At 63.1% G+C, this 24,670-nt stretch carries 22 protein-coding genes; 9 read left to right on the forward strand and 13 right to left on the reverse strand.

Going from position 1 to position 24,670, the window contains the following annotated elements:
- Positions 1-6: 6 nt before the first annotated feature.
- The 3 genes from FJ430_RS23045 to FJ430_RS23055 form a co-directional block, all read right to left on the reverse strand.
- Positions 7-648, reverse strand: a complete 642-nt coding sequence (locus FJ430_RS23045; RefSeq protein ID WP_140704210.1) for a DUF6923 family protein — start codon at positions 646-648, stop codon at positions 7-9.
- A 101-nt stretch (positions 649-749) separates the two neighbouring features.
- On the reverse strand, positions 750-1,754 hold the full coding sequence (locus FJ430_RS23050) for a zinc-dependent alcohol dehydrogenase family protein (RefSeq protein WP_140704212.1): 1,005 nt from the start codon (positions 1,752-1,754) through the stop codon (positions 750-752).
- A gap of 28 nt (positions 1,755-1,782) precedes the next feature.
- The gene (locus FJ430_RS23055) at positions 1,783-3,003 is read right to left on the reverse strand and encodes a helix-turn-helix domain-containing protein (RefSeq protein WP_140704214.1); all 1,221 of its coding nucleotides are present in this window, start codon (positions 3,001-3,003) and stop codon (positions 1,783-1,785) included.
- A gap of 121 nt (positions 3,004-3,124) precedes the next feature.
- On the opposite strand from FJ430_RS23055, the gene FJ430_RS23060 reads away from it, so the two are divergent.
- From FJ430_RS23060 to FJ430_RS23075, 4 genes are all read left to right on the forward strand, one after another.
- Positions 3,125-3,874, forward strand: a complete 750-nt coding sequence (locus tag FJ430_RS23060; RefSeq protein WP_140704216.1) for a DUF899 domain-containing protein — start codon at positions 3,125-3,127, stop codon at positions 3,872-3,874.
- A 102-nt stretch (positions 3,875-3,976) separates the two neighbouring features.
- The gene (locus tag FJ430_RS23065; RefSeq protein ID WP_140704218.1) at positions 3,977-4,213 is read left to right on the forward strand and encodes a hypothetical protein; all 237 of its coding nucleotides are present in this window, start codon (positions 3,977-3,979) and stop codon (positions 4,211-4,213) included.
- 191 nt (positions 4,214-4,404) lie between these two features.
- Complete coding sequence (locus tag FJ430_RS23070) at positions 4,405-5,427, forward strand: aminopeptidase (protein WP_140704351.1); 1,023 nt, start codon at positions 4,405-4,407, stop codon at positions 5,425-5,427.
- A gap of 37 nt (positions 5,428-5,464) precedes the next feature.
- Positions 5,465-6,130, forward strand: coding sequence for a class I SAM-dependent methyltransferase (locus FJ430_RS23075; RefSeq protein WP_140704220.1), 666 nt, complete (start codon positions 5,465-5,467; stop codon positions 6,128-6,130).
- Positions 6,131-6,144: 14 nt separating this feature from the next.
- On the opposite strand, the gene FJ430_RS23080 is transcribed toward FJ430_RS23075, so the two are convergent.
- Positions 6,145-7,077: an AraC family transcriptional regulator gene (locus tag FJ430_RS23080; RefSeq protein ID WP_140704222.1), complete on the reverse strand. Its 933-nt coding sequence runs from the start codon at positions 7,075-7,077 to the stop codon at positions 6,145-6,147.
- A 75-nt stretch (positions 7,078-7,152) separates the two neighbouring features.
- Between FJ430_RS23080 and FJ430_RS23085 the strand changes: the two genes are divergently transcribed.
- The 3 genes from FJ430_RS23085 (at position 7,153) to FJ430_RS23095 (ending at position 10,757) form a co-directional block, all read left to right on the forward strand.
- On the forward strand, positions 7,153-7,980 hold the full coding sequence (locus FJ430_RS23085; protein ID WP_140704224.1) for an oxidoreductase: 828 nt from the start codon (positions 7,153-7,155) through the stop codon (positions 7,978-7,980).
- 482 nt (positions 7,981-8,462) lie between these two features.
- Positions 8,463-9,923 carry a phospholipase D-like domain-containing protein gene (locus tag FJ430_RS23090; protein WP_140704226.1) on the forward strand — a complete coding sequence of 487 codons (1,461 nt, stop codon included), beginning with the start codon at positions 8,463-8,465 and terminating at the stop codon, positions 9,921-9,923.
- A gap of 24 nt (positions 9,924-9,947) precedes the next feature.
- Positions 9,948-10,757 carry an endonuclease/exonuclease/phosphatase family protein gene (locus tag FJ430_RS23095; protein WP_181175280.1) on the forward strand — a complete coding sequence of 270 codons (810 nt, stop codon included), beginning with the start codon at positions 9,948-9,950 and terminating at the stop codon, positions 10,755-10,757.
- Between the two features lie 45 nt (positions 10,758-10,802).
- Here the strand turns inward: FJ430_RS23095 and FJ430_RS23100 are convergent, their stop codons facing one another.
- Complete coding sequence (locus tag FJ430_RS23100) at positions 10,803-12,773, reverse strand: BTAD domain-containing putative transcriptional regulator (protein WP_140704353.1); 1,971 nt, start codon at positions 12,771-12,773, stop codon at positions 10,803-10,805.
- A gap of 162 nt (positions 12,774-12,935) precedes the next feature.
- On the opposite strand from FJ430_RS23100, the gene FJ430_RS23105 reads away from it, so the two are divergent.
- Positions 12,936-13,763: a DUF1194 domain-containing protein gene (locus tag FJ430_RS23105; RefSeq protein ID WP_140704228.1), complete on the forward strand. Its 828-nt coding sequence runs from the start codon at positions 12,936-12,938 to the stop codon at positions 13,761-13,763.
- A 66-nt stretch (positions 13,764-13,829) separates the two neighbouring features.
- Here the strand turns inward: FJ430_RS23105 and FJ430_RS23110 are convergent, their stop codons facing one another.
- The 7 genes from FJ430_RS23110 to FJ430_RS23140 form a co-directional block, all read right to left on the reverse strand.
- Entirely contained in the window at positions 13,830-15,794 is a 1,965-nt protein-coding gene (locus FJ430_RS23110) for a glycoside hydrolase family 127 protein (protein ID WP_140704230.1), read from the reverse strand.
- A gap of 18 nt (positions 15,795-15,812) precedes the next feature.
- Entirely contained in the window at positions 15,813-16,670 is an 858-nt protein-coding gene (locus tag FJ430_RS23115; protein WP_140704232.1) for a carbohydrate ABC transporter permease, read from the reverse strand.
- On the reverse strand, positions 16,670-17,590 hold the full coding sequence (locus FJ430_RS23120) for a carbohydrate ABC transporter permease (protein ID WP_140656515.1): 921 nt from the start codon (positions 17,588-17,590) through the stop codon (positions 16,670-16,672). The genes FJ430_RS23115 and FJ430_RS23120 overlap by 1 nt, the downstream gene beginning before the upstream one ends.
- Positions 17,591-18,048: 458 nt before the next feature.
- Complete coding sequence (locus tag FJ430_RS23125; RefSeq protein WP_140704235.1) at positions 18,049-19,296, reverse strand: ABC transporter substrate-binding protein; 1,248 nt, start codon at positions 19,294-19,296, stop codon at positions 18,049-18,051.
- 75 nt (positions 19,297-19,371) lie between these two features.
- Positions 19,372-20,415 (reverse strand): LacI family DNA-binding transcriptional regulator, encoded by a 1,044-nt coding sequence (locus tag FJ430_RS23130; protein WP_140704237.1) that lies wholly within the window; start codon positions 20,413-20,415, stop codon positions 19,372-19,374.
- Positions 20,416-20,663: 248 nt separating this feature from the next.
- Positions 20,664-21,521, reverse strand: coding sequence for an alpha/beta fold hydrolase (locus FJ430_RS23135; protein WP_140704239.1), 858 nt, complete (start codon positions 21,519-21,521; stop codon positions 20,664-20,666).
- A gap of 18 nt (positions 21,522-21,539) precedes the next feature.
- Positions 21,540-22,463, reverse strand: coding sequence for an Lpg1974 family pore-forming outer membrane protein (locus FJ430_RS23140; RefSeq protein ID WP_140704241.1), 924 nt, complete (start codon positions 22,461-22,463; stop codon positions 21,540-21,542).
- Positions 22,464-22,639: 176 nt separating this feature from the next.
- Here FJ430_RS23140 and FJ430_RS23145 point away from each other — a divergent pair, with 176 nt between their 5' ends.
- A complete protein-coding gene (locus tag FJ430_RS23145) occupies positions 22,640-23,845 on the forward strand; it encodes a cytochrome P450 (protein ID WP_140704243.1) in 1,206 nt (401 codons plus the stop codon).
- On the opposite strand, the gene FJ430_RS23150 is transcribed toward FJ430_RS23145, so the two are convergent.
- Positions 23,834-24,661: a Stf0 family sulfotransferase gene (locus FJ430_RS23150; protein WP_140657007.1), complete on the reverse strand. Its 828-nt coding sequence runs from the start codon at positions 24,659-24,661 to the stop codon at positions 23,834-23,836. The two genes, FJ430_RS23145 and FJ430_RS23150, sit on opposite strands and share 12 nt — an antisense overlap.
- Positions 24,662-24,670 lie beyond the last annotated feature (9 nt).

Here is a 24,670-nt window from a genome sequence, read left to right on the forward strand (position 1 = left end):
AGCCCGTTACTTGCCACCGCCGTGTCCCGGGCGCCGCGCGGCCTTGATCTTGCCGCTGCTCCCGCCGCCGCAGAAGAAGCAGCCGCCGCCGTCGGATTCCAGCCCCGACACGCCGGAGGGCATCGCCAGTTCCTGCAGCACGTCGCCTGTGTCGGGATCGACGCGCACCAGATCGCCCTCCTCGCCCTCCCAGGTGGCATGCCAGAGCTCGCCATCGACCCAGGTGACGCCGGTGACGACGCGCTTCGATTCGATCGTGCGGATCACCTTGCCGGTTTCAGGATCGATCTGATGGATCTTGTGTGCCTGGTATTCGCCGACCCAGAGCGAACCCTCGGCCCAGGCCATGCCTGAGTCACCGCCGTTGCCGGGGGCAGGAATGGTTGCGACGACCTTGCCGATCTTCGGGTCGACCTTGTGGATACGATCCTCGGCAATCTGGTAGAGATATTCGCCGTCGAAGGCAGTACCGGCATGTGAGGCGACATCGATCGTACGCACGATCATGCCGCTGTCGGGATCGAGCGCGTTCAGCTTGTCGCCACTGGCGAACCAGACATTTTCGCCGTCATAGGTAACGCCGTTGACGCGCTCGACGCCGGGGAACGGTCCGAATTCACGCAGGATCTCGGCAGCGGCTCGTTTCATTTTCCAATCTCCATCAGTCTCTTGTGTCAGCTTCGACTCTAGCCGCCCGGCTTCAAACCTGAGAGTAACAACACAGTCGCGAATTTACCGAAGCCGGCGCCTTAAAGTTCGACGCAGACCTTGCCGAAATGCTTTTGGCTCTCATACGACCTGAAGGCCGAAGCAATCTCGTGCAGCGGAAAACTGCGACCGATCACGGGCCTGAGGCCATTGACCGTTATCGCCCGGACCATGTCTTCCTGGTCAGCCCTGTTCCCGATGGAAATTCCACTAACGCGGATCTGATTGGAAAACAGCGCCGGGATCGACACTTCTCCAGCGAAGCCGGTCAACACCCCGATCAGAGCGATGTGGCCGCCTATCCTGCAAGCCGTTATCGACTGGGCCAGCGTGCCTGGACCGCCGACCTCGACTACATGATCGACACCGCGCCCATCGGTCAGGTCCCTCGCCTTGCTCCCCCAGTCCGGCACGGCCTTGTAGTTGATGAGAGCATCGGCGCCGAGTCGCCGTAGCTTTTCGAGTTTCGCATCAGAGGAGGATGTAGCAATAACACGGGCACCAGCCATCTTGGCGAACTGCAGCGCGAACAGCGACACGCTGCCCGCGCCGAGGATCAGCACCGTATCGCCGGGCTTCACCTGACCGCACACCACCAGGCCTCTCCAGGCAGTGACCCCGGCGCAAGTGAGTGTAGCCGCCTCCACGTGGGTGTAACCCGCCGGCGCTTTCGTGAAAGCCTGCCAATGCATGCACGCATACTCCCGTGCATAGCCATCGAAATCGTCGCCCAATTCGCCCCGCTTGTTCGCGCGCGAAGCCTCGCCGCCCAGCCAATCGGGCCAATAGCAACTGACGACGGCATCGCCAGCCTTGAATGCTTCGACACCGTCCCCGACAGCAACCACCTCGCCCGCGCCATCGGATAGCGGAATACGGCCGTCGGCGCAGGGCTTCTTGCCCGTGACAACCATGCTGTCGTGGAAATTCAGCGAGCACGCCCGGATCCGGACCAGCAACTCTCCCGGTCCGGCTTCGGGCCGATCCTCATCAACCAGTTCCAGTTTTTCCAGGCCGCCTGGCGCCCGCAATCTGATCAGTTTCATGACGTCTCCTCGATCCAGTGTCGGGAAACTAGTCGCTGGGCAGCGGACCCGGGAGTAACAACACAGTCGGGAATCCGGTCACCGGCGGCATCATCCAACGGCGCGCCCGGCCGCGGCCGACGGCCTGCACCTTGTGTTCGGCCGAAAGCTGCTCCAGCGCGCGCTGGACGGTGCGCGCGCTGGCGCCAAGCGCGATCGCCAGAGCCGAGCTCGACCAGGCCTCGCCGTCGGTCAGGAAGGCCATCACCGCACCGTGCTCCTCCTCGACCGGCGGCGCCAGCACGACGACCTCAGCGGCGCTGACCGGCGTGAGCGTGAAACCGGCGGCCGTCGCGTTGATTTCCGCCAGCCCGGCGAGCTCGGCGCGCAGCCGTCCCATCTCGACCCTGAGCCGCGCGCGATGCGATTCATCGGCGTGCCTGGCGCGAAAGGCGCGCCTCAGCAGCACTTCGCGCGAGGCATCCGCCGGCCATGCCTCGGCAAGCGTGCGCGCCAGCGCGAACAATACAGGCCGGGTCGCAAGCGAAACGACCGCGTCGGCCTGGCGTACGACGTTGCGGCAGGCATCGACGACCAGCGCGCCCGAGGTCAGCAGCGCTTCCACCTCGTCGAGCAGCAGTTCTTTCTCGATGCCGCGCGCGATCAGCCGGCCGACCGGCGTGTTCAGCACCAAGGACGCCGCTTCGACTTCGGCCTTCAATGCCGGGATGTTGGCTTGATAGGCGGCAAGCGATGCCCGGCCGAAGGCCGAGCGCGCCGCCTTGGTCCTGAGGCGGCGGACGGCTATGCCGGCGGCCGCCAGTTCATGCGCGACGCGCGCCACCGGCGGCAGCGGCGCCGGATCGAAGTCCGCCAGCAGGCGCTCGGCCTCGTCGAGGCGGCCGATCAGGATGAGGCGGCGCGCCTCAAGACTGCCGGCATAGGCAGCGTTCAACCGGTCGCCACGCGCGGCGAGCGTCGCACGGGCGGATCGCAGAGCCTTCTCCGGCCAGCCAAGATCGCGCGAGACCAGCGCAATCTCGGCCTCGGCGACGACGCAACGCGCACGCGCTACCGCTTCCCTCGGGCTGAAGGCGCGGGCGGCGTCCTTCAGCAACGCCTTGGCCTTGGCGAAATCGCCGAGCTGCGCCATGGCGATGCCGCGCAGCGCCAGCGCCGGCGCATCGTCGCGCAGCGCGACGCGCTTCAAGGCGCCGAGCGGATCGCCCGCGGCAAGCGCGCGGCCGGCGGCGTTGATCAGCGAGTCCATGCCGCCGCCTCAAAGCCCGCTGCAGCAAATCGCGCCACACTTGTAACTCTCACCATAGCCGGATGCGGCCCTATGTCTGTCCTCGTCACCCCCAACCAAACCCAAGAACGGGACAAGAGCAATGACCCAACACATGAAGACACCGCCGGTCGTTTCGCAGGAAGCGTGGGAAGGCGCCTATGAAGAGATGTTGGTGAAGGAAAAGGCCGTCACCCGCGCCCGCGACGCTCTGGCCGCCGAACGCCGCCGCATGCCGTGGATGGAAGTCAAGAAGGACTATGTGTTCGAAGGCCCGAACGGCAAGGCGAGCCTGCTCGACCTGTTCGAAGGCCGCCGGCAGCTTGTCGTCTACCGCGCCTTCTTCGAGCCCGGCGTCTTTGGCTGGCCGGAACATGCCTGCCGCGGCTGCTCGCTCGGCGCCGACCAGGTCGGCAACCTCGCGCACCTCAACGCCCGCGACACCACGCTTGCCTATGCCTCGCGCGCGCCGCAGGCCGACATCCGGCGGCTGAAGGAGCGCATGGACTGGAAGATGCCCTGGTACACGATCACCGACAGCTGGGATAAGGATTTCGGCGTCGACGAATGGCACGGCCACAACGTCTTCATCCATGACGGCAAGCGCATCTTCCGCACCTATTTCGTCAACAACCGGGGCGACGAAGCGTTCGGCACCGTGTGGAGCTATCTCGACGTCACGCCACTCGGCCGTCAGGAGGTGTGGGAGGATTCGCCCGAGGGCTATCCGCAGACCCAGACCTACAAATGGTGGAACTGGCACGACAGTTACGAAGCAGGTGCCGCCCCCGACCAGAGATGGGTCGAGGTGTCGGATGCCGGCGAAGCGGCGTTCCGCAACAAGAACGCCTGAGCATGAAGCGGAACCGGCGGCGTGGAGTTGCGCCGCCGTAGCCGATCGCTTCGCCCTTGTTCCTATGGGCTTGAAACCTGCCCGCTTCAGAAGGTGGATATCATGAGCATCGACTCCCCTCGCCCGGCCGGCCTGAGCGGCTTCGGCCTTGCCGACTGGCTCTGTCTCGCCGCGGCGCCCACCTTCGCAGCAATGGCGTTGCTGACGGCTGCTTATGGCGACCACGACATGATGTGCATGTCGGGCGCCTCGGCGCTCAGCGGCATGGTGCCGATGTATCTGTTGATGGCAGCGTTCCATCTCGCGCCGTGGCTGCGGCTGGCCGCGCGGCGAGGGTGAGATTTTCGTTTAAGCGCCGTATTGCCTGATTACCGCTGCGAAATCGAGTGTCCGGCCCGCTACCCTCCAGGTCTTGACGAAAATAGACGCGCCTGAGACACGGGAGCAAATGGAGACATTTGCTCCATGGGAGATGAGCAGGCGGTGGGCAAGCTTTGAAGCGCGTTTTTCGATTGCTTGCCGCTGCGATCATGGCGTCCGGCGTGACCGGATGCACCAGCATTTCCTACTATGCGCAGTCTTTGGAGGGCCATGTCGGGATCATGGCCGCGCGCAAGAATGTTGCGAAGCTGATCCATGATCCTTCGACGCCAGAGGCGTTGCGCGCCAAGTTGACCTCGGCCAGCGCCATACGTCGCTTTGCCACGGAAGCACTGGCGCTGCCCGATAACAGCAGCTATCGCAGTTATGTCGACGTCGGTCGGAACGACGTGACCTTGGCGGTCTTTGCCGCGCCGCAATTCTCTCTCGCGCCGGTAACATGGTGCTTTCCGGTGTTCGGCTGCGTTCCCTACAAGGGTTATTTTTCGCGCAAGGACGCGCTCGGAAATGCCGCTGAACTGCAGCGACAGGGGCTGGACGTCTATGTGACGGGCATCACGGCCTATTCCACGCTGGGCTGGTTCAGCGACCCGCTGCTCAGCACCATGCTGCGTCAGAACGACACCTATCTGGCAAGCCTTGTCTTCCATGAGCTGGCGCATCAGAAAGTCTATGTGAACGGCGACTCCGCGTTCAACGAGGCTTTCGCGGTTGCCGTCGAAACCACCGGTACGAGGAAATGGCTGCGCGCCACCGGCAATCGCGCCGGATTGCGCAGTTACGAAGTCGATCGCAAGCGCAAGGCGGATTTTCTCGGACTGATATCGAAAACCCGGGACGAGTTGAGCCAGGTCTATGGAAGCCCGCGCAGCCCGGAGCGGATGGCGGCCGCCAAAGCCGCCACGATCGACAGGTTGCGGATACGCTACCGGCAAATGCGCGGCAAGCGATGGGCCGGATACCGCGGATATGACGCCTGGTTCGATAGCCCGATCAACAACGCAAAGCTTGCCGCGACCGCCGTCTACAGCGAAGAGGTTCCGGCGTTTCTTCGCTTGCTCGACTTGTGCTCCGGCGACTATCCAAGGTTCTACGCCTCTGTTCGGCGGATCGGGGCTTTGCCCGCGCCTTCACGTGCCGAGGCGCTTAGAACCGTGGCTGCGTGTCATTGACCATGTAAGGAACTCGGCATCCGGAGGCCGCGCGGACATGTTGGACAACTATGAGATGGACAGGTTCGGCGTGATCCACCAGATCGACTTCACGCCGATCAAATATGACAAGAAATACATTTCCTACTACGAGGACCTGAGCGACCGGACCATCAAGCTCGGCTATCAGCGGCTTGGCTGGGTGCTCGGCATTACCGGCGAGATTCCTCGCTCGGTGCTGGAAATCGGATATGGCACCGGCACATTCATCGAAGCCGCCAAGATAACCGGCGTCGCCGATTGCGCCGGCTGCGACATCGCTGAATTCCCCCTGCCAAAGGGGGTTCGCTTCGTCGATTGGGATCAGGCGCTCGCCGGCACCTGGGACCTCGTCGCCATGTTCGATGTGCTTGAGCACATCCCGGATCTCAGTTTCCTCTCGCGCCTTCAGACCCGTCACCTGGCCGTCGCCGTCCCCTATTGCCGCTGGCGCGAGCTCGGCGCCGACGGCGATACATGGTTCGCCAAGTGGCGCATGCGGCTGCCCAACGAGCACCTGCACCATTTCGGCCGCGACTCGCTGGTAGCGCTCCTCGCGGCCAGCGGCTTCGAGTGCGTGACGCTGAACTGCTTCGAGGACGGAATCAGGTTGCGGCCCGGCGAAGCGGGTCCGAACATTCTGTCGGGCTTCTTCAGGAAGCCAAAGGCCCCTGAAGCCGGCTGAGCGCCAATGGCGGACTACTCCGCCCAGGCGAGCTCGCCCAAGTGACGACGGACCCAGTTCATCTCCTCAGAAGCCGTCCGTCCAAAATGCCGCTTGAAGTCGCGGCTGAACTGAGCCGCGCTCGCATAGCCGACCGAAGCCGCGACCTGAGCGATCGTGCCCTTGCGTACGATCATCAGTCTTGCCTCGTGCAGCCGCATCGCTTTCACGTACTGCATCGGGCTGCTTCCGGTCATCTCCTTGAAATGAACGTGGTAGGAAGGCACGCTCATGCCTGCTTCTCCCGCCAGATCGCCGACCGAGATTTCGGAGCTGTAGTTTTCCCGCAGCCATGCGAGGCTCCGCACGATCCTCCCCGACCGGCCCCTTTGCTGCAGGGCCGCGATCATCGCGCCGCCTTGCGGACCAATCAGGACCCGGTAATGCAGCTCGCGCAGAAGGCTTGATCCAAGAACGGCGGTCTCGGCAGGATTGCGAAGCGCCGTCAGCAGGCGCAGCAGGACATCCTCGATGTCGGAGCCCATCCTGCTCGAGACGAGGCTTCGCGGCCTGCCGCTTGCCATTGCGGAATGCGTCTCCAGCTGTGCTGCAATCTCGGCCGCCAGCCGCATGTCGAACTCGACATAGACCGCAAGCAGCGGGCGATCGGGGCTGGCCGTCGACTCCATTCGAAACGGAACCGGCACCGATACGGCCAGATAATGTTCTTCATCGTAGAGGTAGACCTCCCGCTCCAGGATGCCCCGCTTGCTCCCCTGCAGGACGAACACCGCGCCCGGCTCATAAAGCACCGGGACGTCATGGAGCACTGCCTCCGTCCGGAGCACCCGCACGCTCTCAAGCGCGGTCGCATTGTATCCAATGCGTTCGGCGAGAGCTATGGCCAACTCGACCAGTTCCCGTCTTCGTCCGACGTCCGCTTCAATAGGATTTGGCAAGCCATTCATAGAAATCGCAATCGAAGACACCATCGCCCCATACTATTTGCCAAGGCGCACTCCATCAATGAAGGACCGCAAATCATGGCAAAAAAGACCTTCTTCATCACCGGCGCCAATTCCGGCTTTGGCCTCGCCATCGCCTCCGCCGCCATCCAGATGGGCCATACGGTCATTGGCACCGTACGGTCCGAGACGTCACGCGCGGCACTTGCCAGAGCCCTTCCCGCGATCCGGACGGTCATCTGCGATGTCACGGAGTTCGACCGCGTGCCGGACGTCGTCGCGCAGGCGGAGGAAGAGCACGGACCCGTCGACGTCCTGATCAACAATGCCGGCTATGGCCACGAGGGCGTGCTTGAAGAGTCCCCGCTCGAAGAGATGCGGCGTCAGTTCGACGTGAACGTCTTCGGCGCCGTGGCGGTCGCCAAGGCGTTTCTTCCCAGGTTCCGCGAGCGACGCCGCGGATTCATCGTCAACATCACGTCGATGGGCGGCATGATTACAATGCCGGGCATTGCTTACTACTGTGGCAGCAAGTTCGCGCTCCAGGGCATATCGGAAGTGATGCGTTCGGAAATGGCTCCGTTCGGCGTTCGGGTTACGGCCGTCTGCCCCGGCTCTTTCCGGACGGACTGGGCCGGGCGCTCCATGGTCCGGACCGAAAGGTCCATCGGCGACTACGATGCGCTTTTCGATCCGATCCGAGAGGCCCGACAGGCGAAAAGCGGCAAGCAGCTTGGCGATCCCGACAAGCTTGCGACGGCCGTATTGGCTTTGGTGGAATCCGAAGCCCCGCCACCGCAGCTCCTGCTTGGCAGCGACGCCCTCAGGCTCGTGGTCGAGCGTATCCAGCGCCTGCAGCAAGAGATCGAAGCCTGGAGGGCGGTAACCATCTCGACCGATGGCTGACACGGCAAAGCCACGGTTACACGGTTGGGTCACACCGTGGCACGAACCTATGCCAGCGCGTTGACGGTAGGCAGCCTCATGGACCGCCCGTAGCTGTCGGCGCGAGATGCAAGGTCAGCACTGTCACGATGGCGATACAGGCAGGTGCAGCAGCCAGCCGGCGCGAAAACCGCCGGTCATGTCGTGCAGCACCGCGACGATCCAGGGCGGTATCGCGGCGATGAGAAAGCCGCCGCCCCGGGCTCGGGCTGTCGCTGCTGCCGCGGAGCGTGACGATCGGGCATCGCATCCGGCCCTATGCTCGACTTGGCGCCGAGCCTTCGATGGTGGTCTCCATTTATGCCTGGGAAAGGGCCGGCCCGTCGCGGAATTGGCCGAGCGCATGACCGCGGTTCTTGCCACCCGGTCTCAGGTATCCGAAGGAGCGCGGGAATAACCCACCCGCATTGCCTTCCGCGCCGGCTCGCACAATAGTCGGGCCGATGTTCGAGGCGATTGCGAGTCACTGGTCCACGCTTATCCTGATCCTGTCGCTGGCGATGGCGGCGGTGGGCATCGTTCACGCCATCATGACGAAGGAAGACGTGCGCGCGGCCACCGGCTGGGTGGGCGTGATGCTCTTGTCACCCTTTCTCGGCGCGATCATCTACGCCATTGCCGGCATCAACCGCATCCGCCGCGCGACGATCAGCGCCATGCGTCCCGTTTCCAGCGAGGCGGCTGCCGCCAGGCACGACCGCGACGTCGCGCTGGAAGCCCTGATCAGCGCCGAATTCGGCCAGCGCTTCACCGGGCTGAAGACGCTTGGCGACAGGGTGGCGCGGCGTCCGCTCACATCGGGAAACACCATCGCCGTGCTCAAGACCGGCGACGAGGCCTATACGGCGATGTGCCGGGCGATCGACGCGGCGCAAAGAAGCGTGCTGCTCGAAACCTATATCTTCGACAATGACGCGGTGGGCGCGCTTTTCGTCCAGTCGCTCGGCAATGCCGTCAAACGCGGCGTCACCGTGCGGGTGCTGATCGACGCCGTCGGCGTGCGCTACTCGGTGCCCAGCATCCTGAAGCAGCTCAGGGAAGCCGACGTCACCGTCGATCTCTTCAACGGCAACATCGTCATGGGCTTGAGACTTCCTTATGCGAACCTCAGGACCCACAGGAAGATCCTGATCGTCGACGGCACGGTGGCGTTCACGGGAGGCATGAACATCCGCAAGGGTTTCTCGGCCGAATTCGCCGGTTCCGACAGTTCGCGCGACACGCATTTCGAAGTCACCGGGCCGGTGGTGGCCGATCTGTTCTCGGTTGCCGCCGAGGACTGGCGCTTTGCCGGCAACGAGGCCCTGAAGGACGGGCCCTGGCAGGTCGAGCGCGCGGTGCCGCCGCCCGGACAGCCGATGCTGGTGCGCGCGGTTGCGACCGGACCGGACGCGTCCAACGAAACCAATCTCAAGCTGCTGATGGGCGCGTTTTCGGTGGCCCGCAAATCGATACGCATCATGTCGCCCTATTTCTTGCCGGACCGCGAATTCATCAGCGCGCTGACCACGGCCGGCCGGCGCGGCGTCGAAATCGACATCGTCGTGCCGGCGGTGAACAACCTTTTCCTTGTCGACCATGCGATGACGGCGCAGTTCGACCAGGTTTTGAAACATTATTGCCGCGTCTGGCGCCATGAAGGCTCGTTCGACCATTCGAAGCTGATGGCGATCGACGGCGTGTGGGCCTATGTCGGCTCCTCCAATCTGGACGCCCGCTCGCTGAGGCTGAATTTCGAGATCGACATGGAAGTCCTGGATGAAAACTTCGCCGCCGAGATCGACGCCCGCATCGCGGCGGCCATCTCCACGGCCCAGCCGGTGACGCTGCAGACGCTGAGGGAAAGACCGTTCATAATCCGCGTCTTCGACCGTTTGCTGTGGCTGGGATCGCCCTATCTTTAGAGCAGGAAATCGAGCATCGGGATCATGGAGATAGACGACATCAAAGGACGCAGTCTGCCCGAGACGGTGCTGCTCTCGATCCGCGGCAGAAGCGCGCGCAAGGCGCGGGCGACGCCGCGCAAGCGCGTCAACGGCGCCGAGATCGTCGTTGCCTCCTACAATGTCCACAAATGCATCGGCACCGACCGCAGGTTCGATCCTGAGCGGACGGGGCGCGTCATCCGCGAAATCAGCCCCGACGTGATCGCCCTGCAGGAGGCCGACAACCGCTTCGGCGACCGCGCCGGTCTGCTCGATCTTGCCCGCCTCGAACACGATACCGGGCTGGTGCCGGTGCCGGTCATCGGCAACGGCAAGGGACATGGCTGGCGCGGCAACGTGCTTCTGTTCAAGCGCGGCAGCGTGCGCGACGTCCACCAGATCAAGCTGCCGGGGCTGGAGCCGCGCGGCGCGCTGGTCGCCGAGATCGATCTCGACGAGAAACGGTCGCTGCGGGTCATTGCCGCCCATCTCGGCCTGCTGCGCCGCTCGCGCTCGGAACAGGCCCGCGTCGTGCTCGACATCATGAGCAGCGCCGACGAAAGGCCGACGCTGCTGCTCGGCGACCTCAACGAATGGCGGCTCGGCAACCGCTCGGCGCTGAACACGCTGCACACGACATTCGGCCCGACGCCGCCGGCGGTGCCGACTTTCCCATCCGGCCTGCCGGTGCTGGCGCTCGACCGCATCATGGGCAACCGGCACGATCTGGTTTCAGGCGTCGAGGCGCATGACACGCCGCTGTCCCGCGTCGCCTCCGACCACCTGCCGCTGACGGCGTTCGTGCATTTGTAGCGGTGCCACGCAAGAGTGGCCTTCGGTCCGTCGAAGGTTCGCGGATCAGGAGCTAGGAAGGCCGGCTCTCGACAGCATCTCGAGGAACCTGCCGTGATGGTCGTCCCTCACATAGCGGGGCATGAACCCAGGAGCGACATTGCCCAGGTTGAGATGTGGAAGCTGTGACAGACAGTGATGGATGGCCCGCGAGGCCTCTTCATTGTTCCCTGTCGCCGAAGCGGTTGCCGCCCAATAAAGGGCGCCGCGCACGAATCCCGGCTTTGTCCTGACCACCTTGCGGGCGACTTCGAGTGCCCGCCGATCGTCCTGACCGGCAAACAGCGCCAAAACCAGGCCGTGGTGACGCCAGAAGTCGATGACGTCATGCGTTCCAAGCCGGATCGCTTCGTTGGCCGCGCGCACCGCCTCGCTGACCTGTCCGCGCAGCGCGAAGAGCATCGCAATATCGCCGTGGCCGCTGGGATAGCTCGGATTGAGGCTGATTGCGTGCTGGCATTGCACGATCGCCTCGTCGATCCGGCCATCGCATTCGTAGGCGAATGACAGGATGCAGCGGGCAATTTCGTCGTCGGGCACGGCCCTTACCGCGTCCTCGGCAAGCTCGATCGCACGGTCGATATACTCCTGCTTGCGAGGCAAGGCGCCGAACGCCCCCCCCATGGTCGTCGCGATGGACAGCGTCCGTTTCGCGCGGACGTTGTCGGGCGCAATCGCCAGAGCTTTTTCGGCGAGATCCTTCGAGACCAGCAACGAGTCCCGGGTCATCTCGAAATATTTCATCAGGGCTTCGTTCACCAGCCGGCGCACTTCGGGAGGACCGGGCGGGCTCTTGTCGCGAACCTTCCAGTTGGTCAACTGAAGCTCAAGGCTCACCGCCAGCACGACCGACTGCGCGATCCTGTCCTGGAATTGAAGCGCGCTTTCCGATTGGCCGTCGAACTTCTGAGCCCAGACATTGTGGCCACCCGCGGCATCGACAAGCTGGATGTTCACCCTCAGCCCGTCTCCCGACCGCTGGACGCTGCCCTTCAGCGTGTAACGCGCCCGCAAGCTGTCCTGCGCCCTCGGCTCCTCGCCGTTTTTCTCGAGGGCCGAGATAACGATATAGTCGGCCACCTCGGAGAGCGCCGTGGTGATATCGTGGACCAGACCCTTGGCGAAGAAGTCGTCGCCGCGCTGTCCCGTCAGATTGACGAACTCGGCCATGGCGATGGATGGGCGTCCCGAGCGCTGACCGGCGATGGCTCCGTTGGCCGTCTGCGGATTTGACGGTGACTCTGTGGAGGAAAGCAGCGATTGCCAAAGCGTTCGTGTCTCGGCGCTGACATCGACACCGAACTCCTTCCTCAAGACGCTTCTGCAAGCCTCGAAGGTTCGCAACGCCTGGTCTCGCTGACCGCCCGCAACGAGCAGTTCCATCTTCAGCCGGTAGGTTTCCTCCCGCGTCGGTTCCATGGCCAGAATTCGATCGGCCACGGCAAGCCCGCTTTCGGCATCCACGAGACGAGCGAGCTTCTCCAGCGACGGAAGCGCGCGGCTCAGCAGCCTTTCGCGTTCCTGCGCCGCCCAATCGTCGAAAACATTGGTGCCGACATGAAACCCGTCGAGAAACGGCCCCGTATAAAGCGCCAGGGTGGTTTCGAGCTCCGAAGCGGACCGGCCAGACAGGCCGGCTTCGAAGTCCTCCACGTCAACCCGCACCGCGTTTGCCTTTATCCCAATCAGCTCCTTGTGGGACTGGATGATATCCATACCCGCGCGCGACAAATCCCGGCGCAGGACACTGAGCGTTTGCCGCAGGCTGTTGCGTGAGTGTTCGCTGTCGCTGTCGCTCCAAAGTAGGTCGGCCAGCCGCTCGCGTGGCGCCGCCATACCGGGACAAAGGGCAAGATAGGCGAGGATAGCGGCACCGCGCTTTCCGGTCAGCAAGAGCTCACTGCCAGCTTCCCTCTCAATTCGAAAACCACCGAAGAGAGAAATCCTGCCAGCAATGAAGCCTTTCCCACCCTGCATTGCCAACGGGCCCCCAGCCTGACGAAATTCTAACTCAAAACTAACGCCTCGCAAACGCCAAGCCCGCCATTCCAAGCGTTATCGTGACGCACTTCATTTAGCATCCCCCGAAAGGGGAATAGCTGATTTCTCGACAAGTTTCTTGTCAGAGGGGGAAATAAGATGGTCGAATGTATTCATGGGACTTTTGGCTCTGATGCGGGGCCGATCAGGCATATCAATTCATTGCTGAGACTGGCGACATTCGCGACCTCAATACTTTGGGGACCTGTCGCGGATGCAAACAACGTCGGTCTGGCGTCGATGCGTGTCGACGTAGCCGTGGTCTTCGCCGTGGATTTCTCCTCCTCGATCGATCCCAAGATCGCCGACATGCAGCGTGAAGGCCACGCCGAAGCGCTCACCTCGCCCGAGATCATCCGCGCCATCTCCCAGAACTATCTCGGTTGCATCGGCGTGGCCTATTTCGAATGGTCGAGCCCGGGTCGCTCGCGCACCGTGCTGCCCTGGACACGCATCTGCGGACTGGACGATGCCAAGGCGGCCGCGTCGGTGATCAGCAAGACGGGCGACACCGGCCATATCCGTCGAGGCCGGGGCGGAACTTCGGTTTCGACGGCAATCGATGTCGGAAGCCTCCTGCTCGACGAGTTTCCAGGAAATGCCATGAAGAAGGTGATCGACATCTCTTCGAACGGCGAGAACAATGACGGGCTGCCCGTGCAGCCAAGCCGGGAAAACGCCATCGCCAAGGGTTACACGATCAACGCGATCGCCATTCCGGCCGACGACGAGGACCCTCGCCAACCGCTGGCTTCCTACTTTGAGCAGTCGGTTATCGGCGGCTCACAGGCCTTCGTGATGTCACCGAAGGAGCCGCGCGATTACGTCACGGCCCTGCGCCGCAAGCTGGTGACGGAAGTGAGCATGAATGCCGAAACGCCCGATCGAGCGTCGGCACTATCCGCCGCCGTTGCAAATATCCAGTAGGCTTGCACACCCATTCGTGAAGGACTTGCCGGCGGAAGTTCGTCCCGCCGAGACGACGCAGGTGCCCTACCCCTCGCTCAGCCAGACCAGCATCTCGCCGGGGTCGCGATTGTCCCAGGCGAAATAGGGAATGGCCTTGAGCTTCGTCTCCTTCGTCGCCGGCGGTTCGGGGCGATAGAGATCGTGACCCCAGTTCTTCGTTTCGGCCCGGCTGCCGATGGCCGAAAGCGTGACCACGCCGCCGAGCAGGTTCGGCTCCTTGTTGGCCTCGAGCCTGGCCGTGCGCGATAGCGCTATGCGATGCAGCCCGCCGCCATTGTCGGTTTCCTCGACGCAGTAGATCAGCGGGCCGCGCGCCAGCGCGACGCGGCCGATGTCCTGCCGCACCTGCGGGTTGGCGAAGAGGCGCGCCATCGACATTTCGAGATCGAGCTCGACCTTATCGCCCTGGCGCCATTCGCGGCGGATCGCGGCATAGCCGTCGACCGTCGCCGCTTCGAGATCGACCAGCTTGCCGTTGATCCGAAGCGCTGCCTTCCGGCACCAAGCAGGCATGCGCAGATGAAGCGTGAACGCAATCGGCGCCTCCGGCCCGACCTCGATCGCGACCGCGCCATCCCAGGGATAGTTGCAGGTCTGGACCAAGGTAACCTGCCGGCCGGCGATCTCGAAGCGCGCGGTCGAGTCGCCATAGAGGTGAACCGCCAGCGCATCGTCGGCGAGGCCGTAGAAATAGCTGCCGATCGAGGCCACCATGCGGCCGATATTGGGCGGGCAGCACGGGCAGCGGTGCCATTTCCAGCGATGGTGGCCGCCGCGGCTCTCCAGCGGGTTCTCGTAGAAGAACAGCGAGCCGTCGAGCGACAGGCCCGAGATCGAGCCGTTGTATAAAGCCCGCTCCATCATGTCGGCGTAGCGCGCGTTCGGACCCATGCCCAGCATGCGGCTCGCCCAGAACACCAGGCCGACCGAAGCGCAGGTCTCGGCATAGGCGGTCTCGTTGGGCAGGTCGTAGTCGTTGGTGAAGCCTTCATTGTCGGCCGACGGACCCAGACCGCCGGTGACGTAGAGGCTTTTCGTCGTGAGATCGTCCCAGAGCCGCTCGAGCGCCTCCTTCAGCGTATCGTCCCCATATTCGGTCGCGATGTCGGCCATGCCGGAATAGAGGTACATGGCTCTCACCGCATGGCCTACGACCTTGTCCTGCTCGCGCACCGGCTTGTGCGACTGGTTGTATTCGTAGGTCTTGAAGTGGAAATCCTTCGGGTCGGCGCCGCGCGCCAGCGCCTCCTCGTCGAAGTAATGCGGCTGCTGGCCGCGCTGGTCGATGAAGTATTTGGCCAGCTTCATATGTTTGTCGTTGCCGGTGACGCGGGCGAGCCTGACCAGCGCCAGTTCGATCTCCTCATGGCCGCAATAGCCCTTCCGCTTGCCGGGCTCCGGACCGAAGGTGTCGGCGATATGGTCGGCATAGCGGCTCATGATGTCGAGCAGCTTGCGTTTTCCCGTCGCCTGAAAGTAAGCGACCGCGCCCTCGATCAGGTGGCCGGCGCAGTAGAGCTCGTGGCAGTCGCGCAGATTGGTCCAGCGCAGGCCGGGCTGGATGCGCTGGTACCAGCTCGACAGATAGCCGTCCTCCTGCTGCAGCTTGCCGTACATGTCGATGACGGCGTCGATCTTCTTTTCCAGATCGGGATTTCGGCGGCGGTAGAGCGAATAGGCCGCGGTCTCGATCGTCTTGCCCCAGTCGGAATCCCAGAACATCTGGGTGGTCACGGTGCGCGCGGTAAAACCGTCGCTGACATGGAAGGGGATGACGACACCCGGCGACGGCACGTCCGGATCGATCTGCTCCAGCATGCGCGCCTCGACACAACGGTCGTAGAGGATGCCGGCGGTCTTGGCGGCCACGGCATCGACACGGTCGCCCCAGAAGCCGCGGACATCGACCTGCGGCACGGGAAGCGGCCGGAAGGCAAGCTTCGGCCTGGCGGAGGTGCCGGTCTGCGCGGCGGGCTGCGATGCGGTCATGATTTCACTCCATTCGAATTACTTGACGGCCCCGGCCATGAGGCCGCGGATGTAGAAGCGCTGCAGCGCCAGGAAGAGGATCAGGCAGGGCACCATCATCACCGTGACGCCGGCCTGCACGGCGCCCCAGTCGATGGCGCCGAAGCGGCCGGACTGAAGCGCGGTCATCATCACCGGCAAGGTGAATTTGGACTGGTCGGTCATCAGCACGAGTGCTGCCAGGAACTCGTTCCAGGCGCCGAGGAAGGCGAACAGCGCGATGGTGACGACGCCGGGCCAGACCAGCGGCAGCATCACCTTCACCAGCATGGTGACGTTGTTGGCGCCGTCCATGCGCGCGGCCTCCTCGATCTCGCGCGGCACGGCGTCGAAGGCGTTGCGCATCATGAAGATAGAGAAAGGCAGCTGCAGCGTGACATAGACGCAGACCAGCCCGGTCAGCGTGTTGTGCAGGCCGAGTTTCGTCAGCACCAGGAAGATCGGCGTCAGGATCGACTGGAACGGGATCATGATCGTCGACAGGATGAGGACGAAGAAGAAATCCCGGAACGGAAAGCGGAAGCGCGAAAAACCGTAGCCGGCGAGCACGCTGACCAGAACCGAGAGCAGCACCGTCATCACCGAGACATAGATGCTGTTCTGCGCCGAGACCCAGAGCCCGTCGCCGAAGGAGTTCAGCGTCTGATAATTCTCGATCGAGAAGCCGGTGGTCGGCCAGGGCGGCAGCGGCGGCTGGCGCGCTTCCTGCGCCGGCTTGAAGGTCGACAGCACCGTCCACACGATCGGCGCCAGAAACAGCACCGAGGCGACGATGCCGGTCGAGTGCCTGGCGAGGCTGAAGGCCGCTTTGCGGTTTTGCGACATCGCCTTAGCCATCAGTCGAGCCCCTCGGGCTTGCGCAGCAGCCAGAGCTGGATGAGGCTGAGCGCCACCAGGATGACCAGCAGCACCATGGAGAGTGCCGCGCCGTAGCCGAGCTTGAACGAGACGAAGGACTGGTTGAAGATCCAGTAGACGGCCGTCAGCGTCTGGTTGCGCGGGCCGCCGCGCAGGATGATGTAGAACTGGTCGAAGGCCAGGATCGAGCCTGCGACCGACAGGATCAGCGCCAGCGCCAGCGTGCGGCGCATCAGCGGCAAGGTGATCGCCCTGAACCTGGCGAACGGGCCGGCGCCATCGATGACGGCGGCCTCCTGCAGGTCTTGCGGGATCGATTGCAGACCGGTCATCAGGATGATCATGGTGAAGCCGGCGACCTTCCAGACCACCATGGCGATGATCGACCAGAAGGCCGGCTGGAAGGTGGCGAGAAGATTGACCTTCTTGCCGGTCAGGCCGAGGTCGAAGGCGGCCGGGCTGAACAGGCCGGAATCGACATTCAAGAGCCACGACCAGAGCAGGCTTGCCGAAGCAAAACCCACCACCGCCGGCATGAAGAAGGCGGTGCGGTAGAGATTGGTGAGCGGGCGCGGTCTTTCGATGAAGATCGCCAGCGGGAAGGCGACGGCGAAGATCGCGATGGTGACGATCACCGTGTAATAGAAGGTGAATTTCAGCGCATTCCAGAAGCGCGTGTCGCGCAGGATGGCAAAGTAGTTGTCGAGGCCGATGAAGGAATGCTCGCCCATCAGCGGCCAGTTGTGCAGCGACATCCACGCCGTCATGCCGAGCGGGATGACGAAGAAGACGGTGACCAGGGCGACGGCCGGCAGGACATAGAGCAGGCCCACCCATTGCCGCAGGCTGGTGCGTGCGCGGGCTCGGGCGGGCGCGGAGGTGGTGGCGATGGCGGTCATGGCTGGGCCTCCCCTTCTCCCCTTGCGGGAGAAGGTGGATCGGCGCGCAGCGCCAAGACGGATGAGGGGTGTTCCATCGGAGTGAGGCGTCGGCGTTCCCTGGAGCGCCCCTCATCCGACCGAGCTTCGCTCCCCCTTCTCCCACAAAGGGAGAAGGAGGAGCCAGCCCGCCGGCGCCCCCTCACCCGGATTGCCGACCGGATTGCGAAGGGCAATCCGGGGCAATCCGACCTCTCCCCAAGGGGAGAGGAGATCGCAAGCGTCGGCGCCAAACTCTTCTCCCCGGAGAGAAGGTGGCCGCGAAGCGGCCGGATGAAGGGGTCTTTTCTCAACGCGTCAGTCCCTGCCATTCAGCGATGGATCATCCGGCCGCCCGGCCAGGGAGACGGAGCGGGCGGCCGGTCAGAGCCTTGGCGGCGAGGCGTTGCGCGATCCTCGCCGCCGGCTGGCCCTGGTGTCTACTTGTTCGGCGCCTGGTCGATGATCGACTGCATCGTATCCTGCGCGTTCTTGATGGCGCCGTCGACGTCGTCGCCGAAGAACACCTCGTTGATCATCTGCGTCCACGGACCGTTGGCAGAGTTGATCAGGTCGTTGAACACCACCGAATAGGGCGTCCTGCCCTTGGCCATCGCCTCGGCCGCCACCTGGTAGCGCGGGTCGAGATCCTTGAGCGCATCCTTGGCGATGTCGTTGCGCACCGGCAAGCTGCCATATTTGGCAAGGATGGTCTGGCCCTCGAGCGAATAGGCGAAGTCCAAAAACTCCTTCACCACGGCGATCTTCTTGGTGCCCTTGGTGACGACGAAATTGTCGCCGCCGGCGAAGGACGACCAACCGCCATCCTTGCCCGGCAGGAAGGTGATGCCGTAGTCGACATCCGGGTACTGCGTGTTGAGCGCGCCGATGGCGAAGGCGCCGGACGGCGAGATGCCGATCTTGCCGCCGGCGAAGGCGGCGAAGAAATTGGCGCCGGTATCGGTCTGCGCGCCCTCGGGCACCAGCCCTTTCTTGACCATCGAGCGGTAGAGGTCGATCGCGCCGCGCAACTGCGGGCTGTCTAGCGTCGCCTTCGAGCCGTCCTCGGACAGGATGTCGCCGCCCGAGGCCCAGATCAGCGGCGTGAAGGTGAAGATGTTGCAGCCGCCGCAATTGCCCGAGAAGTAGAAGCCCTTGATGTCGCCGCCGAGCGCGTTGACCTTCTCGGCGTCGGCCTCGATCTCGGCCCAGTTGATCGGGCCCTTCTCGGGGTCCAGCCCCGCCTGCTTGAACAGCTTCTTGTTCCAGATCAGCACCGAGGCGTCGGCCGAGAACGGCAGGCCGTAGATGCGGTCCTTATAGGTGCCGGTCTTCACATGCGCCGGCGACAGGCTCGAAAAATAGGGCAAGGATTTCGCCCAGTCGGTGATGTCTTCCAACTGGCCGGCGGCGGCGAAGGACGGCGTGTAGATCAGGTCGAGCGAGAGCGCGTCGGGCGCCGTGCCGCCGGCGGCGGCCGCGCCATATTTCGGGATGATCTCGGCGTTGGGGATGATGTCGAGCTTGACCTGGTCCTTGTTCGCCTTGTTGAAGGCGTCGACGATGCGCGGCATGAAGTTCGAGCCGTCGGCGCGCACCCAGATGTTGGCGGTTTCGGCGGACGCCGCCTGCAGGCCGCCACCAATGACGGCTGCCGCAAGCGCCAGCCTGGCAAAAATGGTCTTCATCTTACTCCTCCTCATGGTTCTCCTCCCTGTTTTGGCCACGCCGCCCTGCTTGTTCGGGCGCGTGGCCTTGTTGCTTCATTGCGGCGGACTGCCGCATGACTGACGCACCACCAGCCGGCACGGCAGTTTCCTGATGCCCGGCACGGCCGGCTGGCCGTCGACGAGCGAAAGCAGGGCAAGCCCGGCCTCGCGCCCGAGGCTCGCCAGGTTCATGTCGATGGAAGTCAGCGGCGGACGCGTCGCCTCGGCCACGATCTCCCAATTGTCGAAGCCGATGACGCCAACATCCTCGGGCACCCTTATGCCGCGCTCGCGCAGCGCGTCGATGACGCCGCGGGCAATCTGGTCGTTGCCGCAAAAGACGGCGTCCGGCCACCCCTCCCTGCCCGCCTTGCTGAACAGTCTTGCCACGGCATCGTGGCCCCAGGCTTCCGACCATGCGCCCAGCAGCGGCTCGGCTGCGGGCAAGCCGTTCTCCGTCAGGACATCGCGGTACGCCCCGGCCCGCGTGTGCACCACCTCGAAGCTCGCCGGTCCGGTGACATGGGCAATGCGCCGGCGCCCGAGCCGCAAAAACTGCTCTACCGCCAGCCGCGCGCCGCCGGCGTCGTCGGAGACAAGGCCGACCGCGCCGGGATCGGGCTGGGTGAAGGCGTAGACGACCGGAATGCGCAAGTTGGAGAGATCGACCGGCAGATGGCGGTCGATGCGTTTTCCCGTGGCGACGATGCCGTCGACGCGCTTGTCAAGCATGGCCTCGACATGCAGCTGGCCGAGCCGCTGGTCATCCTCGACATTGCACAGGAACACCGAGACGCCCTTGTCGACCAGCGCATCCGAAACGCCAGCCATCAGCGGCAGCGAGAAGCGACCATAAGTATCGTTGGTAAGCAGCCCGACGGTGAACGAGCGTTTTCGCAGGAGGCTCTGGGCCAGGCTGTTCGGCCGGAAGCCGAGCAGCCGCGCCGTCTCGCGGATGCGTTCGCGCGTCTCCGCCGTCATCCGCCCCTGCCCGTTCAGCGCCTTCGACGCCGTGGCGACGCTGACGCCGGCCGCGGCAGCGACCTCGCGCAGCGTGACCGGCAGCTTGGCGGAGACAGGTGAGGCATCCGAAGACATATCGTGCAACCATTCCCTGAGTTGGGAAAAGGTTTTCCCTTATCGGCCTGCGTGGTGATGACGGATGAGGTCAGCAAGTGCAGGGCGATTTGGGAAAAGGTTTTCTCAAGCGAAATCTAATCCGAAAACAAGGGTGAACGCAAGGGGGCATGAAGAGGGCCCAACGCCTTGTCTGGAAACCTCACAGCAACGAGGGCTCAAAGTGGCAACCGTGCTGACGCTGCCCGGCTCGATTGCCGATCGCGTCTCTATCCCGCGACCCGAAAGCTCGACAGCGGCCGCGACACCCAGCCCTCGATCTCACGCGTGACGAAACTGGCGGCCTCATGATGGATGAAATGGCCGGCGTCGGGCAGCGCCACCACGGAGCTGATGTTGTCGACTTCGCGGAATGTGCCTTCGAAAGCACTGGCCGGAACATAGGGATCGTGGGCGCCGAACATCACCAGCGTAGGTGCTTTGACCAGAGGCAATTGACCGATGTCCGGCACCCTGCCGAGCGGAATGTTGGCCCTGTAGTAACCCAGCATCGCCTCCGGATCGGAATGCCGGAGCGACGCTGCGAGAGCCTGTCGGTCGGCCTCGTCGGCGACCCATCCGGCAAGCTCCTCCGGCGCCGGCATGGCGGACGCGCCTGCCTCCTGGAAGCGGCGCACATAGGCGAAATACCGGGCGTTGGCTGGATCGGCGATGGCGCGCAGATAGTTGCGCGGATGAGGGGAGGAAAGGACAACCAGATGGCGAACCACCTGCGGGACCCGCATGGCCAGCCACCAGGCAATTGTTCCGCCCCAGTCATGACCGACGATCGAGGCCTGGGAGAGTTGTTCGGCCACGAGCACCGAAAGCACGTCCTCGACCAGATGCGGCAGCAGCGTGTAGTGGGCATGTCCGCGCGGCGCGTCGCTTCGCCCGAATCCGCGCAAATCCGGTGCCAACACCCTGAAACTGCCGCGTAGAGCCTCGATCTGCCTGCGCCAACCAAGGCCATGGTCGGGAAGGCCGTGCAGGAAAAGGATCGGCGGGCCGGAGCCCGCCGCGACATAGTGCAGTTTAACGTTCCTGTTAGATGCGAACCTGGACTCGAAACCTGTCTCCGAAGTCACCCTGACCGGCCGCCGCGATCACATCTTTACTTCGAGGCGCAGGAACGGGCCTTGGAAAACCTGATTCTTGTGATCTGCGTTCACAAGCAGATTGTGCCAAGCCTCGATCTTGTAACCAGCAGTGAAGGTGGCGTTCGTTATCGGCGTCCAGCTCAGGCCAAGCGATGCGTCGAGGTTCGAGACCGTTTCATTCGAGCCCTGACTGGCCAGAGTTTCGGAAAAGTGTTCGTCTGGGTTTGTGGACGAAATATTGACACCGACACGCGCGGTGCGGCGGCCCCACATGACTGCGCCCGAAGCCGAGCCTGTCAGGCCCCAGTTCTCGCCAACCGGATAGTAAGCTTCCGCACCAACGCGCGGGCCGATGCCCCAGTACTCGGCCGTACCGATCTTGTCAGCGGCGATGCCCTTGTCGGCAGGATTGGTGGGGGTGAACTTTTCGGAAATCTCGCCCAATGTTTCATCGGAATGCACTAGCCGCAGGCCGCCGAAGAAACGGATATCGGCCTGTTGCACCTTGACGTGCTTGCCGACGTCAAAATCGAAAGTCTGGAAGCTGTAGCCGTCGCTGTAAGTCCCTGTAACAAGGCCCTCAGGGTTCGTCTCAGGCTGCTCGAAGAGGAGGGCAGAGCGGTCCTTGCCGAGTTGGACAGCGGCGGCAAGACGCCAATCCCAGTCCGGAGAGATCTGCTTGGTCAGCGAAACTGCCCCGGAAATATCACCGTTGCCTTTACCCAGCTTGTCGCTGCTCAGCTTGTCGTTGTTATGGAGATTGTTCCAGAAGTACGAGCCTTCGAACGACATCTTGATGCGCGAATCGATGACCGTCTGATCCGAGGGCTGCGCCTCGGTTGCGTTAGCCGTGGCCACGCCTGTTGCCGTTAGGGAGGCAGCCGAAGCCGCCACCGTAGCTAAAAATTTACCCGTGCCCTGCGAATGCATTTAAGTCCCCACCCAGATTCCAGCCGGGTTGTTATTGCAGACAAGTTTATAACCGCCTATTGCCGCTGCGGGATGCCAACGACTTTGCGGCGTGACTGTCGCATTTTTGCAACAATAAGGGACATCGTTAGCTGAACGAATACCGAAGTGGTCGTGCGTTCAGACATGGAGGTAGGGTGAGCGATCCAGCACAAATTGAAGGCATGCTCAACAGTCTCGTCTACAACCTATTCGCGCGGAGCGGCCAGGATGATGGACGAGCAACCGGCGCTAAGGAAATCGGCAACCTCATCGTATTCGACCATCCGGAGAGCGTCGACGAGATCGTCAAGTCGCCTGCCCTGTTCCGGAAGAACTTCTCGCTGATCTCGGCCCTCGGCTTCAGCCGCTTCAACACCAATGACGAGGAATGGGCGACAAGACGCGCCATCACCCAGGATCGCTATCTCGCGGCGGCCAAACCCGCCCATGGGCAAAGCGTGTCGGATATATTCAGTGGCGACCTTGCCGATTGCGAGACCTCCCTCGCAGGAATCCACCAGGCGCTTTTCACCGGCGCCATGACCATTTTCTATCAGGCCTTCGGACTTGTCGCGGAAGCGCGACCAACCGCTGTGCTTTTCGACCGAGTCCGTGAGACATTGCGCCGCCTGCAGTATTATTCCTGGGTCACGCCAACCAATGCCGAAAGAGACAGCGCCATCCAAGATGCCCGCGCGGTCATCGCGGATTTCGGTTCGCAACTGATGGCGGATCCGCGGGCGGCCGCGGAAATGGACCGTTTCTCGGAAAGAGCAGCCGGGATCGACGGCTTTTCCCCGATCGAAGAATTCGTGATGAATCTGTTCGCTGGCGTCGAAACCACCGTCACGACAGTGCAGTGGGTGATCGATAGGCTCGGCGCCAACCAGCAGGTGCAGGAGCGTATCTATAGTGAGATTGCTGGCGGCAAGGCACAGACACCGTTTACTGACTGCTTCATCAACGAGACGATGCGCTATTTCCCACCTATACCGTTCCTGACCCGCGAGGTAAGCACCGATGCGGTTCTGGATGGCACGTCGCTACGGGCCGGGCAACTTATCATGCTGTCCGTCGTCGGTGTGCACCAGCATCCTGAATTCTGGGAAAATCCGAGGACTTTCGATGCCAGCCGCAAGGAGTTCATCAACAACAGTTTCGACCGCCGCGCCTTCATTCCCTTCCTAACCGGACCACGTATGTGCGGGGGCGCACGCCTGGGCCGACTCGAGGTGGAGCAGGCGGTTCGCGCGGTCGTGCGCCAGTTCGCCTTTACTCGCGCCGACGACGTTATCCGCTTCGACTATGCGCTGGCGCTGCGCCCGGCGAGCGGCATGTCCGTCCAAGTGTCAAGGCGCTGATCGGCTCTGCTCCGCCTCGACAGGCATGTCGCGCCAAAGTTGACGGATCAAGCCTCCGAACTGTCTTGCGATAATCGACTTTACGGAGGCGTCGTTGCTGTAGCGACCATTTGCAGCGAGGGCATCATTGCGCAGATTGCGGGCTGGAAACCAGTTCCGCATCGTCGCCTTCACATTGTCGTGGGGATTGACGACGAAATCCTCATAGGCCACATGAGCAACCCTCGTCACGTCAATGGTCGAAAGGTAGCTCCGCCACTTTGCCTCGGAGTCCGCGATGTGTCGCACGGTGTCAATAACCGCCTTCTGACTTATCGTTCTCAACATAGGGACACCGGGCAGCGTTTCCCCGCCATCGAATGGCTGACCAGTATGCAGCATCGAAAGCAGGCTGACCGTCTGATCGACTTTGTTCCGGCGGGACAGGAATACATAGAACGAGCTTGCATCATCCTCGCCGATCGAGAGGCGGGCGAAGTCCAGATTGCCGAAAAACAGCTTGGCCGCGAATACGCCTTCGACTGAGCGCCGCATCAGAAGATGCTTTCCATATGACGACGCACCGCGATCGAGCGCCGGGACGTCGAATGTGTCGTCTCCCGTCCAGCGCCGCATGAGCGGTACCGCGAATTGCCACTGGAAGTATTCAGTGGGCAGGCCAAGTCCAAAATGCCGCATGACCTGGCAATAGGTATGGCCGGCGGTTCTCGGCGTGGTGCAAATCAGGATTCTATACGGATTTTCGGCCGCGTCGTCGCGATCGAGATCAGCTGAGAGCAATCGGGTATATGTTTCATCGAAGTGCGATGCCGCCATGACGGATAC

It is taken from the genome of Mesorhizobium sp. B2-8-5 (assembly GCF_006440675.2).
Classification (GTDB): domain Bacteria; phylum Pseudomonadota; class Alphaproteobacteria; order Rhizobiales; family Rhizobiaceae; genus Mesorhizobium.

What these genes read in the sequence shown, in the direction of transcription:
- FJ430_RS23080 (WP_140704222.1), bottom strand. Translation starts at nt 7,077, where the DNA reads ATGAATGGCTTGCCAAATCCTATTGAAGCGGACGTCGGACGAAGACGG.
- FJ430_RS23060 (WP_140704216.1), top strand. Translation starts at nt 3,125, where the DNA reads ATGACCCAACACATGAAGACACCGCCGGTCGTTTCGCAGGAAGCGTGG.
- FJ430_RS23120 (WP_140656515.1), bottom strand. Translation starts at nt 17,590, where the DNA reads ATGACCGCCATCGCCACCACCTCCGCGCCCGCCCGAGCCCGCGCACGC.
- FJ430_RS23075 (WP_140704220.1), top strand. Translation starts at nt 5,465, where the DNA reads ATGTTGGACAACTATGAGATGGACAGGTTCGGCGTGATCCACCAGATC.
- FJ430_RS23140 (WP_140704241.1), bottom strand. Translation starts at nt 22,463, where the DNA reads ATGCATTCGCAGGGCACGGGTAAATTTTTAGCTACGGTGGCGGCTTCG.
- FJ430_RS23090 (WP_140704226.1), top strand. Translation starts at nt 8,463, where the DNA reads ATGTTCGAGGCGATTGCGAGTCACTGGTCCACGCTTATCCTGATCCTG.
- FJ430_RS23125 (WP_140704235.1), bottom strand. Translation starts at nt 19,296, where the DNA reads ATGAAGACCATTTTTGCCAGGCTGGCGCTTGCGGCAGCCGTCATTGGT.
- FJ430_RS23085 (WP_140704224.1), top strand. Translation starts at nt 7,153, where the DNA reads ATGGCAAAAAAGACCTTCTTCATCACCGGCGCCAATTCCGGCTTTGGC.
- FJ430_RS23065 (WP_140704218.1), top strand. Translation starts at nt 3,977, where the DNA reads ATGAGCATCGACTCCCCTCGCCCGGCCGGCCTGAGCGGCTTCGGCCTT.
- FJ430_RS23050 (WP_140704212.1), bottom strand. Translation starts at nt 1,754, where the DNA reads ATGAAACTGATCAGATTGCGGGCGCCAGGCGGCCTGGAAAAACTGGAA.
- FJ430_RS23115 (WP_140704232.1), bottom strand. Translation starts at nt 16,670, where the DNA reads ATGGCTAAGGCGATGTCGCAAAACCGCAAAGCGGCCTTCAGCCTCGCC.
- FJ430_RS23150 (WP_140657007.1), bottom strand. Translation starts at nt 24,661, where the DNA reads ATGGCGGCATCGCACTTCGATGAAACATATACCCGATTGCTCTCAGCT.
- FJ430_RS23110 (WP_140704230.1), bottom strand. Translation starts at nt 15,794, where the DNA reads ATGACCGCATCGCAGCCCGCCGCGCAGACCGGCACCTCCGCCAGGCCG.
- FJ430_RS23095 (WP_181175280.1), top strand. Translation starts at nt 9,948, where the DNA reads ATGGAGATAGACGACATCAAAGGACGCAGTCTGCCCGAGACGGTGCTG.
- FJ430_RS23045 (WP_140704210.1), bottom strand. Translation starts at nt 648, where the DNA reads ATGAAACGAGCCGCTGCCGAGATCCTGCGTGAATTCGGACCGTTCCCC.
- FJ430_RS23055 (WP_140704214.1), bottom strand. Translation starts at nt 3,003, where the DNA reads ATGGACTCGCTGATCAACGCCGCCGGCCGCGCGCTTGCCGCGGGCGAT.
- FJ430_RS23100 (WP_140704353.1), bottom strand. Translation starts at nt 12,773, where the DNA reads ATGCAGGGTGGGAAAGGCTTCATTGCTGGCAGGATTTCTCTCTTCGGT.
- FJ430_RS23105 (WP_140704228.1), top strand. Translation starts at nt 12,936, where the DNA reads ATGGTCGAATGTATTCATGGGACTTTTGGCTCTGATGCGGGGCCGATC.
- FJ430_RS23070 (WP_140704351.1), top strand. Translation starts at nt 4,405, where the DNA reads ATGGCGTCCGGCGTGACCGGATGCACCAGCATTTCCTACTATGCGCAG.
- FJ430_RS23130 (WP_140704237.1), bottom strand. Translation starts at nt 20,415, where the DNA reads ATGTCTTCGGATGCCTCACCTGTCTCCGCCAAGCTGCCGGTCACGCTG.